The organism is Streptococcus mitis (assembly GCF_002096735.1).
Classification (GTDB): Bacteria; Bacillota; Bacilli; order Lactobacillales; family Streptococcaceae; genus Streptococcus; species Streptococcus mitis_CZ.
Window position 1 is genome coordinate 128,083 of the sequence record NZ_NCVC01000012.1, and the last position, 12,260, is coordinate 140,342.

Annotated in this window: 11 protein-coding genes; 2 read left to right on the forward strand and 9 right to left on the reverse strand. The window is 41.0% G+C overall.

Translation table 11 applies throughout. The features are described from left to right. Position 1 precedes the first annotated feature (1 nt). The 5 genes from B7703_RS02650 to B7703_RS02670 all read right to left on the reverse strand — a co-directional run bounded on the left by B7703_RS02650 (position 2) and on the right by B7703_RS02670 (position 5,168). Entirely contained in the window at positions 2-2,032 is a 2,031-nt protein-coding gene (locus B7703_RS02650) for a bacteriocin-associated integral membrane family protein (protein WP_000825283.1), read from the reverse strand. A 76-nt stretch (positions 2,033-2,108) separates the two neighbouring features. Continuing rightward, positions 2,109-2,405, reverse strand: a complete 297-nt coding sequence (locus tag B7703_RS02655; protein ID WP_000815396.1) for a lactococcin 972 family bacteriocin — start codon at positions 2,403-2,405, stop codon at positions 2,109-2,111. 446 nt (positions 2,406-2,851) lie between these two features. Further along, a complete protein-coding gene (locus B7703_RS02660; RefSeq protein WP_084923501.1) occupies positions 2,852-3,763 on the reverse strand; it encodes a helix-turn-helix domain-containing protein in 912 nt (303 codons plus the stop codon). A gap of 71 nt (positions 3,764-3,834) precedes the next feature. Next, entirely contained in the window at positions 3,835-4,395 is a 561-nt protein-coding gene (gene rnmV, locus B7703_RS02665; protein ID WP_084923502.1) for a ribonuclease M5, read from the reverse strand. Further along, positions 4,395-5,168, reverse strand: coding sequence for a TatD family hydrolase (locus B7703_RS02670; RefSeq protein WP_084923504.1), 774 nt, complete (start codon positions 5,166-5,168; stop codon positions 4,395-4,397). Before B7703_RS02670 ends, rnmV begins: the two co-directional genes overlap by 1 nt. 156 nt (positions 5,169-5,324) lie before the next feature. On the opposite strand from B7703_RS02670, the gene B7703_RS02675 reads away from it, so the two are divergent. Further along, positions 5,325-7,169, forward strand: coding sequence for an APC family permease (locus tag B7703_RS02675; RefSeq protein ID WP_084923505.1), 1,845 nt, complete (start codon positions 5,325-5,327; stop codon positions 7,167-7,169). A gap of 287 nt (positions 7,170-7,456) precedes the next feature. On the opposite strand, the gene B7703_RS02685 is transcribed toward B7703_RS02675, so the two are convergent. From B7703_RS02685 to B7703_RS02700, 4 genes are all read right to left on the reverse strand, one after another. Then, positions 7,457-9,421 carry a peptide ABC transporter substrate-binding protein gene (locus B7703_RS02685; RefSeq protein ID WP_084923507.1) on the reverse strand — a complete coding sequence of 655 codons (1,965 nt, stop codon included), beginning with the start codon at positions 9,419-9,421 and terminating at the stop codon, positions 7,457-7,459. 137 nt (positions 9,422-9,558) lie between these two features. After that, complete coding sequence (rpmH, locus tag B7703_RS02690; RefSeq protein WP_000831905.1) at positions 9,559-9,693, reverse strand: 50S ribosomal protein L34; 135 nt, start codon at positions 9,691-9,693, stop codon at positions 9,559-9,561. Between the two features lie 144 nt (positions 9,694-9,837). Then, complete coding sequence (locus B7703_RS02695; RefSeq protein ID WP_000666455.1) at positions 9,838-11,052, reverse strand: pyridoxal phosphate-dependent aminotransferase; 1,215 nt, start codon at positions 11,050-11,052, stop codon at positions 9,838-9,840. A 156-nt stretch (positions 11,053-11,208) separates the two neighbouring features. Further along, positions 11,209-11,511, reverse strand: coding sequence for a hypothetical protein (locus tag B7703_RS02700; protein WP_192851952.1), 303 nt, complete (start codon positions 11,509-11,511; stop codon positions 11,209-11,211). A gap of 161 nt (positions 11,512-11,672) precedes the next feature. Between B7703_RS02700 and B7703_RS02705 the strand changes: the two genes are divergently transcribed. Continuing rightward, positions 11,673-12,125 (forward strand): universal stress protein, encoded by a 453-nt coding sequence (locus tag B7703_RS02705; protein WP_000079152.1) that lies wholly within the window; start codon positions 11,673-11,675, stop codon positions 12,123-12,125. The last annotated feature ends 135 nt before the right edge of the window (positions 12,126-12,260 follow it).

Sequence of the window (12,260 nt, forward strand, 5' to 3'; positions counted from 1 at the left end):
CTTATTTTCCTTTCAATACTGCCATGCTACCAGCTTCTTCTTTTTTATCCTGTCTAACTAAAATCAACAGAGCGTTAAGCGTAAACAAAGCTACAACTAGAGCGCTAATCAAGCTATCTCCTGTCAAAACACTAGATAGGATTAGCCCAAGTAAGAGAACTCCTCCTTGCGCCAGTAAGTACTTGCCATGAAGCTCATAGATTGTCATACCAGAAAGACGTTTAATCATGATCTCCCGTCTAAACTGCTCAAAATAGAGAAGATTCATGGAATCAAATAACAAGATAGCCGTAGATAGAGTCAAAATAGTCCCAATAAGGAGAGAGTAGAACTCCATCCGTTTGTCATTTAGTACCTTGGCAAAAAATAGCTGGCTTTTTACCAAATAAGAGACCTTGTGATACAGACCTTGCTCTTTTAGAGCTGTGATGCTGTCTTGATATTGATCTAATTTCAAGGCACTATTAGCCGTAGTTCCCCATAACATCCCTGCAACAGGTCTTGTTCCAGTCGCTTGCGGCGTTAAAACTACAATAATCGGATCTTTTAGGTACTGGCGTGTCGTCTTGTACCCATCGTTATAGAGGAAGCGTTCCTGTCCTGTTTCTGTAAAAGCTAGCGTTACCTGTGGGAGGTAGTGTTTCTGACTCGTCACTTCTACACTTTCAGATGAAAAGTTTTGCAGGTAATCTGTAAATAATCCTTGATAGTAGGCAGACTGCTCTCGCAAGCTCTCAGGCAAGATCAGCCCAAACTCTCCCTCAGACAAGTTTTGCATCTTATCCATAAACTCTGAAGAAACGGTAATCTTTTCTTCTATCAGATAGCGCGGTGAGACATAGATGACATTCCCTGACGGTGTGTAGTCATTGAGACGATTGCCATCTAGGTCCACTTCTGCTCCATCTGAGAAATTGTCAACATTGCTCATAATATAAAAAGAGTCTGTATTGGCTAACCGTTCTTCAGTAAATGTCTGCCACTCACGATTATCCTTACGCATTCCTTCTTCATCGGCAAATGCACTAGACCAACCAAAGGATAGACGGTAACGGTCTGAGGACTGGCTCCATTTATCGCTAGCTCTCTCCATTTCCTGCATTTCACGGTAGTGGGGTAGGAGAGCAGTCGCACTCGAGCCGACCACCAGCACGGCCAAGAGTTGCCCCACCATCATCAATGTCATCATACGTTTGAGAGGGAGTTTCCCTTTCAATAGATCCACCAGACTATTTTCTTGTAAACCAAGTAGATACACGATACTTAATAAGGTAGAAATCCCTACCAAGGCCAATCCATAAAGCAAAAGACCAATGATGACCAGTTGTACCGTTGCCATAAACAAGGCACCTTGATACCAGAGAATCCCCAATCCCAAAAGACTGGATACCAGCACTGAGCAGATAAGCTGTCTCACATCTTCTAACACTGGTCTGAGAGCCACCCCAAACAAGCTCTCACCAGCTATTAAGCGAATCCCTGCTTGACGAAGGGACTTGATCCGATAAATCAGGGTCAGACTCATAAAGGTCAGCAGAAAAATAGCTAGACTCAGTAGCCCCATAGGGGTGGCCGCCAATAATAAGACTATCGAAAATGGATCTTCTCCATTCGAAACAAAGCCTTGATAACCAAGTTCTTTCAAGGTGGTCTGTAAACTCACTCCATCCAAACTTCCTGACACAATCAAGTAAGACCCTAATAAATCACTCGTTTCTGAACTCTCCTTGGAGGAAATGGTCAGACCTTCTGGAAGCTCTCCCTCACCATAAGTGGCATAGATAAAGCGTGTTTCTCCAGCTTCATTTGGCTCAACAATCCGACGGGCGATGAGACTATTATGCTCTACCGCCAAGTGACTCAAAGCCTCTGTCACCTCTTCGCGACTAGCTACTGGTTGATTTATCACCATTCCTGTCACATCAACAGAAGGATAGTTACCAAATAAAATCTCTTCTCGATGGTCAACGGAAGTTATCACCATATAAAGCGATACCAATACCATTGAAATCAAAATAAATAAACGTTTCATCATTTCCTCCAAAAAGTTACTTGGTCACTTAGTGAGAAGGTGACCAAGTAAAGCTAAACAATAGGGCTATACCATTCTAAACATTATAGTAGAATGCAACTTTCTCTCCCCAAGAAGTACGAATCCATGCACGAGAAGTCCCTCCAGCACCAGCATATCCCTTATCAGATGAACCAGTTTTTCTACTAACAACTGTTGAGCTATGATATTCTGAAGAGTGATAGTAGTTTGAGTAAGCACCTCCGTCACCTGAACCATACGTCCAGACACCACCATCTGGATACTTAACCGCGGCCGATACTACTGCTACACTTCCACCTAATGTTGCTGCAATGCTCGCTACAAGGGCTAATTTTTTAACTGTTTGTTTCATATTGATACTCCTCTATTTTTTATTTTATCATAAATATTTATTATATATTGTCCATTTTCTATTCAAGTAAAACTAAGTCATGGATCATAGACCTTTTCAAAGCAACACCTCATGGTATCCTCTCCTTATTTTTCTAATTTAGTCTATCAAGTTGTATTTATTATATGTTATGAATAAATTTTTTGAGACTAAGTAGACATAACTAAATTTTATTTAAACCACCAAGTAACTAAATAAAATAAACTAAAAAAGTTCATACTGTAATCTCCTTTCACATTTTTATTAATTATAAATTATTCTTAAATAAACTCAAAGGACATCAATGTCCTTAAAATAGAACCATTTCGTGTCATTTTTAGCTTATATATAAAAAACAGTCCTAAAGACGAACTTTAGAACTATTTCAATACTAGAACAAGGACATTTTTGTCACTGATTCACTATGTTTATAAATATTTTTTTAAATCTTCTTGCCATTGTTTCTCCAACATAGTAACTAAATAAGAATTTTCTATTATATCAGCAAATAGCTTCGATTTCTGATAGAACTGTTCGGCAGAAACATAATCATTGTTTATTATTAGAGATAATTTCCACTCCAACATTAATATAATTGGTTTCTTCTGAAAATCTTGTGTTTTTTCCATTATATGATTAAGGCTAAAGATATAAGCTTCGAGTGAATCATAAGACGACAAATTATCCAAACAGGCTAGACCCGAAAACAAAGTGTTACTTAAAGCAAACAGATATTCTGGTGCAATTAATTCTACATGATTTGTCAAACGAACTAAAAACGAATGAATTCTGTTAATTTCTTCAATCTGATTTTGACCTTGTTTTATCTTTGTAAGCACTATAGCAAAATATAAGTTGATAACTTCTAATTCATTTATCAAAAACAATTCCTTATCATAAATTATTTTAAAATAATCGTCCAGTACGGTTTCCCCATATTCTGGTCGTCCGCTTCGAATAACATCTATCGTTGCTCTAGTAGCTTCAAACCATATTTTTTCCTCATTAGGAAGTTGCTCATAAAATAAATCCTCTATCTCTTCCAAACACGCTTCCTTCTTATCATACTCCTCTTCTTTACTATAGATTGGTTCACGTAAAATCTGGTATTTCAATTCTAAATAAGCAGAAGGAAGAGCTGAAAAATCCGGCATAAGGCTATAAGCTGGAACTCCTAACCGGCGAGCAATATAGTCTAACTTGGGCAAACTTGGTTGCGAAGCTCCACTTTCAATTCGCGACAGTTGACGAACTGTCAGTTCTTGCTCATCTCCACAAAAATCTGGACGACTAATTCCTTTTTCTATCCGAATCTCTTTAATTTTTTGACCAATTAACATTAGACGCCTCCTCTTCTACCTGCTTCGAAAAATACTGTGAAACTTAAAAAATTGTAACGGCTACATCTTTCCTACTCATAAGATTTCATAGCTTCTTCCACTTCCGCCAAGGTGACCCCAAACAACTCTAGGCGTTTGAGGAGTTGCTTGCCGTTGGAATAGCCAATTCGGAGAGCCTCTCCTAGATATTCTCGTCGCTTACGGCTGTCTGCCCCTGCTAGAAAACCAAGGCGAATCAAGTCGCTACGACTGATATCAAACTGACTCTCATGTTCAAATTGTTCTGTAATCTGAGCTAGAGCCATTTTCAGGTCTTCATAGCTGGCATGCTCAATTCCCAGAGAACGGCCCTTGGTCTTGGACTTGGGAACAGCTTCATCTCGTTTGAGGAAGGCATGCTGAACTGTTGGAATAGCCGTCATAATCATGCGACGAATCCGCTCCCCATTAAAATCTGGGTCTGTAAAGACAATGACTCCATGAAGCTCATGTAGGCGCTGAATACGTGCAATATCTTGCTCATTGATGGCAGAACCTCGTGTCTCATAGGTCTCTACATCGAAATAGCGTTTGAGATTGGCCGTATCATCGCGCCCTTCGACCACGATAACTTGGGAAATTTTTTCTTTCATTACTTGCTGTCCAATCCAAAAATTCGTTCTGCATTTGCAGTTGTTATCGCCGCTAGCTCTTCTGTCGTCATACCACGTAAGTCGGCGATAAAGTCCACTACATAGCGAGTGTAGGCTGTTTTATTTTCACGACCACGTTTAGGAACAGGAGCCAAGTAAGGCGCATCCGTCTCCACCAAAATCTTGTCCAAAGGAAGTTCTCTAGCCGCCTCTTGGATGTCGGTGGCCTTCTTAAAAGTCACCACTCCTGAGAAGGAAATAGTCATGCCAAGCGCGACAAACTTCTCTGCCCACTCAAGAGTCCCTGAAAATGAGTGCATAATCCCACCACGAGGACCAACGCCCTCACTTTTGATAATCTCATAGGTATCTTCCAGCGCATCACGAGTATGGACAACAAAAGGTAAATCCAAGTCCTTAGATAACTGAATCTGACGGCGAAAAACCTGCTCCTGCACCTCTTTTGGCGCTGTCATCCAATGGTAGTCCAAACCAATCTCACCTAAAGCAACAACCTTGGGATGCTTGAGCTTATCAAGCAAGTAGGCTTCAATCTCCTCCGTGTAAGTCCCTGCTTCTGTCGGATGCCAACCAATAGTCGCATAGAGCTGGTCATACTCATCTACCAACTCCAAAGCACGCTCAATCGTCGGTTCATCAAAACCAACAATATTCATCTGTGTCACACCCATCTCAGCAGCCAAGGCAATTTCTTCTGCCTCACGACCAGCAAATTCTTCTACATTCAAGTGTGTATGTGTATCAAAAATCATCTCTTCTAACCTCGTTTTCTATCTTCTATTATACCAAAAAACTGCCCTCTCTCCTCATCTGTAAAAAATATTCTAAAATCCATCGTCGTCTCTTGACGCTATTTTTCCAAAGCAGTATAATAGCACTTATTGAAATTTTCAGAAAAGGAAAATACCATGTTTACAAAATTAAAACAGACCTTTATCGGTCGTCCTCTTAAGTCCTTAACAGAAGGCGAGGGAGGGCTGCTGGGAAAAATGCAGGCCTTGGCCATGTTGTCAAGCGACGCTCTATCTTCCATTGCCTATGGGCCTGAGCAAGTAGTCCTCGTCTTGGCTAGTCTCTCTCCTCTTGTTATATGGTGGAGCCTTCCTATCGGCCTTTTTGTCCTCCTACTTCTGGCCAGCCTGACCGTTTCCTACCGTCAAATCATCCATGCCTATCCTCAAGGAGGAGGGGCCTATATGGTTACTCGAGAAAATCTATCTCCCGAGCTAGGCTTGATCGCTGGAGGTAGTCTGCTAGTTGACTACATGCTGACCGTAGCGGTATCTGTTGCATCTGGAGCCGATGCTATCACAGCAGCTCTCCCTGCTCTCCACCCTTACAACCTCCACATTTCCATTTTTCTAGTTTGCTTGCTTATGCTCTTGAATTTACGGGGTTTGAAAGAATCTGCCAGTTCACTGATGATTCCTGTCTATCTCTTTATCATCAGTACTGTCTTTCTCTTGCTCTACGGAATCTTTCAACTAATGACAGGTACTCTCAGCTATCAGGCGACCTCTCCTATTGGGCATGCTGTACCGAGTCTGTCTATCGTTCTCATTCTAAGATCTTTTACCAGTGGTTCTGCCTCTCTGACAGGGGTTGAAGCTATTTCAAATGCGGTTCCCTTTTTCAAGGCTCCAAAAGAAAAGAATGCCGCTCAAACCTTGACCATCATGTCACTGATTTTAGGTTTTCTTTTTGCTGGTATTACCTTCCTAAACTACTGGATGGGGATTATGCCTCAACACGGAGAAACCATTCTTTCACAGATGGCTCAAGGCATCCTTGGTAATTCCTTCTTAGGCCACCTTGGCTATTATATCTTCCAATTCTCCACAGCCTTGATTTTGGCCGTAGCTGCAAATACCGGCTTTTCAGCCTTTCCTATGCTGGCTTACAATATGGCTAAAAACAAATATATGCCTCATCTCTTTATGGAAAAAGGAGACCGCCTAGGCTACTCTAATGGAATTTTAACTCTGGCTTTTGGGGCTATGATTCTTCTTCTCATTTTTAATGGCAATACCGAACGTTTGATTCCCCTTTATACTATTGGTGTCTTCGTGCCCTTTGCCCTTTCTCAGACTGGGATGATTCGTCATTGGAAAAAAGAAAAGGGGGCAAATTTCTTAAAACCTGCCCTTGCCAATATCCTTGGAGCCATCATTTGCTACGCTATCGTGTTAATCCTGCTCTTTTTCCGTCTCAGTGATATCTGGCCTTTCTTCCCGATTATTCTCGTACTCACCCTACTCTTCTTGGCGATTCACAGTCATTACCAAAAAGTGGCCCAACAACTACGACTCTATGAAGGCATCGAAAAACGTACCTACGATGGAAATCTAGTTCTGGTCCTAGTAGGGAATGTCACCCGTGTAAGTGTCGGAGCCATTAACTACGCTCAAAGTATCGGAGATGAAGTCCTAGCCATGCACATTTCTACTAAGGAAACAGCAGAGAAAGACCAAGAAATTCTCCAAGAATTTGCCGATTACTTCCCAACCATTACTCTGAAAAATATCAAGACCAGCTACCGCGATATCATCACGCCTACTGTCAAGTATGTCAAACGGATATCCGAGGAAGCCCAGAAAAAGAACTATACAGTCACTGTTCTGGTACCCCAGTTTATCCCTAATAAACCTTGGCAAAATATCCTACACAATCAGATGAGTCTCAAACTCAAATATGCCCTCCGTTGGCACCAAGACGTCGTTGTCGCTAGCTATTCCTATCACTTAAAAGAATAAAGAAAAGGCCCTACCAGAAGCAAGAAGCTCTGGTAAGGCCTTTTTCTGAATCCAGTCACTATGCTTATACTCAATGAAAATCAAAGAGCAAACTAGGAAGCTAGCCGCAGGCTGCTCAAAGCACTGCTTTGAGGTTGTAGATGAAACTGACGAAGTCAGCTCAAAACACTGTTTTGAGGTTGCAGATAGAACTGACGAAGTCAGTAACAATATATACGGTAAGGCAACGCTGACGTGGTTTGAAGAGATTTTCGAAGAGTATTAACTGAAAAGCATTACTAGGAATATCATTGAATGTGGTTAGCTAAATCTTCCTGAGCTTTTTTATTTGACTCAGCTTTTTCTTTTAGCCATTTTTCATAAAGTTCTTGGTACTGTTTAGCAGTTACTGGCTCTTTTTGCAATTCAACATATTTGTAGTTGTCCGCATTTCCCTTATGACCAACGAATGAGAATGGGCCTGTAAACGGTACAGTCTTACGGAAGATTGGGTTAGCTCCACCACTTTGAACTGGTAGGAAGAGGGCGCTATCTGTCAACCAAGCTTGGGCTTCAGCATATTTTTCATAGCGAGCTTGAGTATCTGTGATTTCCGCATCAGCCTGATCCAAGAGTTTCTTGTAGTCAGCAAGACCAATCTTGTCCTTGACTTCCTTGTCTTTTCCTTCAGACAAGCCCATGTTTTTCAACTGAGAACCTGTCTCTGGATCAAGAATAGCTAGGTAAGTCTTAGGATCTGAGTAGTCTCCACCCCATCCTGAGATGTCGATATCGTAGTCTTTTTGTTCTGCTGTATCTGCAAAGTAGGTTGCTTGGTCTTTTTCATCTGGAGAAAGTTGGATAACATCGATAACTACATTCTCCTTACCAAGAGTTTCTTCCACTGTTTGTTTGAAAGATCCAGCCTGTTGAACATCCAACTTAGCAGTCTGGTCAACTGGCATATCCAAATGAATTGGGAAGGTTACTCCCTGTGCTTGCAGACTTTCTTTAGCCTTCGCAAACTTCTCTTTGGCCTTGTCAGGGTTCAAGAAGGCTTGCTTACCATCGTTTAGGTTAATATTTGCCCAATCTTTACCGTAGTTGACAATTTTCTCATTGACAATGTCACCGAAGTTCTTATCACCAACTTGGACAAAGTCACTTGGTGTAACCGTATTACGCAAGATACGGTCTGCTCCATCTTCACCATTTGTCTGTGCTGCATAAGCATGACGGTCAAAGGCAAAGTTGATAGCCTGACGGAAATCTTTATTTTGCATAGCTGCGCGTGAATCTGTCTTTTCCTTATCAGACTGTTTCATAGTTTGCTTGTAGCTTTGACGATTCACGTTGAAAAGATAGTAGAAAGTAACTGAGTTTTGTGGTGTATAGGTAATCTTGTCCTCATTTCCCTTCTTGAGTTCAGCAAAGACTGAACTTGTTGGGAAGATACGGCCATCTGTATAGTTACCATCCAAGAAACCTCTAGCAATGCTGTCTTGGTCAGAACCGTCAAAGAAAGAGAGTTTCACTTTCTCGATTTTAACATTATCCTTATCCCAGTAATTAGGGTTTTTATCAAATTCAATCAAAGATTTTGATGTGAAGGATTTAAACAAGTAAGGACCATTTGACAAAATACTTGATGGTGTCACACTTCCAAAGTCATCTCCCTGAGACTTCAAGAAGGCTTCATTTACAGGACTAAGGATACTTGCTGTTGTTTTAGAGTTCCAATAAGTCTCAGGTTGGTTGAGAGTGTATTGTAGCGTGTAATCATCCACTGCCTTCACACCAACAGTTCCAAAATCAGATGATTTTCCTTCAACATAGTCTGCTAGCCCCTTGATAGAGTCTTGTACCAAGTACAAGTTTTCAGCTTTTTTATCAGCCGCATACTTGAGACCTGTCACAAAGTCATGAGCCGTTACATCTGCATACTCTTCTCCTTCAGAAGTGTACCATTTAGCCCCCTGACGGATTTTATAAGTGTAGGTCAAACCATCTTTTGACACTGTCCATGACTCAGCCATAGATGGGATGAGATTGCCATACTGGTCATTTTCCAACAACCCATCAATCAAGTTGGTTGTGATACTAGATGTTGAGTCTCGAGTAGAGGTAATATAATCCAAGGTATCTGGGTTGCTAACAAAGATATAAGAGTAAGTCTTGTCTGCATTACTTGATTGGGAAGACCCACATGCCGCTAGAGCTAGACCTGCTGTCAAAGCCATAGCTCCAAAAAGCATAACTTTTGATTTCTTCATGATTATTCTCCATTTTTTACTATATGTGAAATATTATACACTATTTGAGCAAAAATATAAAGCCTTTTTAACTTTTTTACAAAAATAAAAATCAGTAGACTCGAGTTCCTACTGATTTTTGTTATGGTTCGTTTGGATTATGCAGCCAAAACTTTGCGTCCTTTACGACGACGAGCTGCCAATACGCGACGACCGTTTTTAGTTGACATACGGTTACGGAATCCGTGTTTGCGCGCACGACGAAGTTTACTTGGTTGATAAGTACGTTTCACGATGAATACCTCCTCATAGATTTTGTATTCGTTTAGCCGGCTATAAAGTGATCAGTTACTAAACATACTTTACTATTCTATCTGATTCTTTTACTTTTGTCAATAGCTCTAGGCAAATGTTTCCAGCTTTTTCGAATGTAAGCCCTATCTACGATACTGTTTCAAGAAACGAGTCATCTTTTCTTGGATTTGGGCTAGTTCATCAACACGAGGAAGGTAAACGATACGGAAGTGGTCTGGTTCCTGCCAGTTAAAGCCTCGACCATGAACCAAGAGAACCTTTTCCTGCTTCAAGAAATCAAGGACAAACTGTTCATCATCATCGATACGGTACATATTGCGGTCGATTTTAGGGAAGATATAGAGTCCAGCCTTGGGTTTAACGGCAGACAAACCTGGAATATCTTGAATGGCATTGTAGATGAAGTTTCTTTGCTCGTAAATTCGTCCACCTGGAAGGAGCAATTCATCAACTGATTGGTGACCACCCAAGGAAGTTTGTACGACTTGTTGGGCCAAAACGTTAGAGCAAAGACGCATATTGGACAGCATATTGAGCCCTTCGATATAGCCTTTAACATGTGTCTTAGGTCCAGACAAGACCATCCAACCTACACGGAAGCCAGCAATACGGTGGGATTTTGATAAACCATTCATGCTGACACAGAAGACATCTGGTGCCAAGCTCGCCACAGGCGTATGCACGTGTCCATCCATGACCATGCGGTCGTAAATTTCATCCGCAAAGATAATCAAATCGTTTTGACGGGCAATCTCAATAATCTCCAACAAGAGTTCCTTAGGATAAAGGGCTCCAGTTGGGTTGTTTGGATTGATAAGGACGATTGCCTTGGTGTTGGAAGTGATTTTTGACTTGATATCGTCAATATCTGGGTACCATTCTGCAGCTTCATCACAGATATAGTGAACGGCATTTCCCCCAGCTAGGCTAACAGCTGCTGTCCAGAGAGGATAGTCTGGCATTGGCACCAAGACTTCATCCCCGTTGTCCAAAAGCCCCTGCATGGACATGACAATCAACTCACTGACACCATTTCCAAGGTAGATATCATCAATATCTACATTTGGGAATTTCTTCAATTGGCAATACTGCATGATGGCCTTACGGGCTGAGAAAATCCCTTTGGAGTCAGAATATCCTTCACTATCACGCGCATTCATAATCAAGTCATGAATGACCTCGTCTGGCGCTGTAAAGCCAAATTCTGCTGGATTTCCTGTATTCAGACGTAAAATTTTTTCTCCGTTTGCTCGCATCCGCATGGCTTCTTCCAAAACAGGACCACGGATATCATAAGCAACATGCTCTAACTTACTAGACTTGTTATATTCTTTCATCTTGTTTCCTCAATTCATCAGGATAGTAACATTATACCACTAGAAAGAAAATGCGACAAGTTTACTGAAATGTGTTACTAGATTAAGATAGAAGAAAAACCTCGCTAAAAGCGAGGCCAAGACAGGGGAGATAGCAGGTATTTTGCGAAAGTCACATCACATACCAAAAGATAAACCTAGAAAAAGCAAGCCTAAAAAGGAGTCATAAAGAAGATTGAACATGAGGAAAAGTCCCCATATCATCAAGTAATCTAAGCGTCCACTTCTTTTTGCAACTAGGAATAATAGCAGATGGTAGAGTAGATGAAAGACTAAAAAGCCGATAAAACCTGGATAAAGAAGCGGTATCAGACTCTCTAATTGCCAGAGTATGATAACTTCTACCAAGACCGACACTAGGATTATTCCATAATAAAGGAAATTTGATTTTTTTGTTTCTTGAAAAGAGCTTTTCATCATTCTCCCTCCCTTCACTTCTTTCCTGCTATCCTTTCTTTTATTTTATCATATATTTATATAGATTTTAATCGCTAACATTCTTTTGAAAAATACTTTTTTTGCTTTACTTCTATAGTGAAAAGGTTTACAATTATAGTAAGAAAATTTCAGGAGGTTTCATTATGGCACAACGTTACCAAAATATCATGGTCGCAATCGATGGTTCTAAAGAAGCAGACTTGGCTTTTGTCAAGGGAGTTCATTCTGCTCTACGAAACGACGCTAAACTCACCATCGCACATGTCATTGACACACGCGCACTCCAAAGCGTATCCACCTTTGATGCTGAAGTTTACGAAGAACTCCAAGTCGACGCTGAAAGTCTGATGAAAGAGTACGAAAAACGTGCTAAAGATGCTGGTGTGACAGATGTTCATATCGTCATTGAAATGGGAAATCCAAAGACCCTACTGGCACGTACTATTCCAGATGCTGAGGAAGTGGACCTCATTCTTGTTGGCGCCACTGGTCTCAACGCCTTTGAACGCCTCTTGGTCGGATCTTCATCTGAATACATTCTCCGCCATGCTAAGGTTGATTTGCTGGTTGTGAGAGAACAAGAAAAAACCTTATAATCACGAAGAAAAGGAGCTCAGCGCTCCTTTTTGTTTACTATTTATACTCTTCGAAAATCAAATTCAAACCACGTCAACGTCGCCTTGCCGTACTCAAGTACAGCCTGCGGCTAGTTTCCTAATTTGCTCTTTGAT

Excerpts from the sequence above, each read along its gene's own strand:
- B7703_RS02670 (WP_084923504.1), bottom strand. The coding sequence starts at position 5,168 with ATGATTTTTGATACACATACACACTTGAATGTAGAAGAATTTGCTGGT.
- B7703_RS02700 (WP_192851952.1), bottom strand. The coding sequence starts at position 11,511 with ATGATGAAAAGCTCTTTTCAAGAAACAAAAAAATCAAATTTCCTTTAT.
- B7703_RS02675 (WP_084923505.1), top strand. The coding sequence starts at position 5,325 with ATGTTTACAAAATTAAAACAGACCTTTATCGGTCGTCCTCTTAAGTCC.
- B7703_RS02705 (WP_000079152.1), top strand. The coding sequence starts at position 11,673 with ATGGCACAACGTTACCAAAATATCATGGTCGCAATCGATGGTTCTAAA.
- B7703_RS02655 (WP_000815396.1), bottom strand. The coding sequence starts at position 2,405 with ATGAAACAAACAGTTAAAAAATTAGCCCTTGTAGCGAGCATTGCAGCA.
- B7703_RS02660 (WP_084923501.1), bottom strand. The coding sequence starts at position 3,763 with ATGTTAATTGGTCAAAAAATTAAAGAGATTCGGATAGAAAAAGGAATT.
- B7703_RS02695 (WP_000666455.1), bottom strand. The coding sequence starts at position 11,052 with ATGAAAGAATATAACAAGTCTAGTAAGTTAGAGCATGTTGCTTATGAT.
- B7703_RS02685 (WP_084923507.1), bottom strand. The coding sequence starts at position 9,421 with ATGAAGAAATCAAAAGTTATGCTTTTTGGAGCTATGGCTTTGACAGCA.
- B7703_RS02650 (WP_000825283.1), bottom strand. The coding sequence starts at position 2,032 with ATGAAACGTTTATTTATTTTGATTTCAATGGTATTGGTATCGCTTTAT.
- rnmV (WP_084923502.1), bottom strand. The coding sequence starts at position 4,395 with ATGAAAGAAAAAATTTCCCAAGTTATCGTGGTCGAAGGGCGCGATGAT.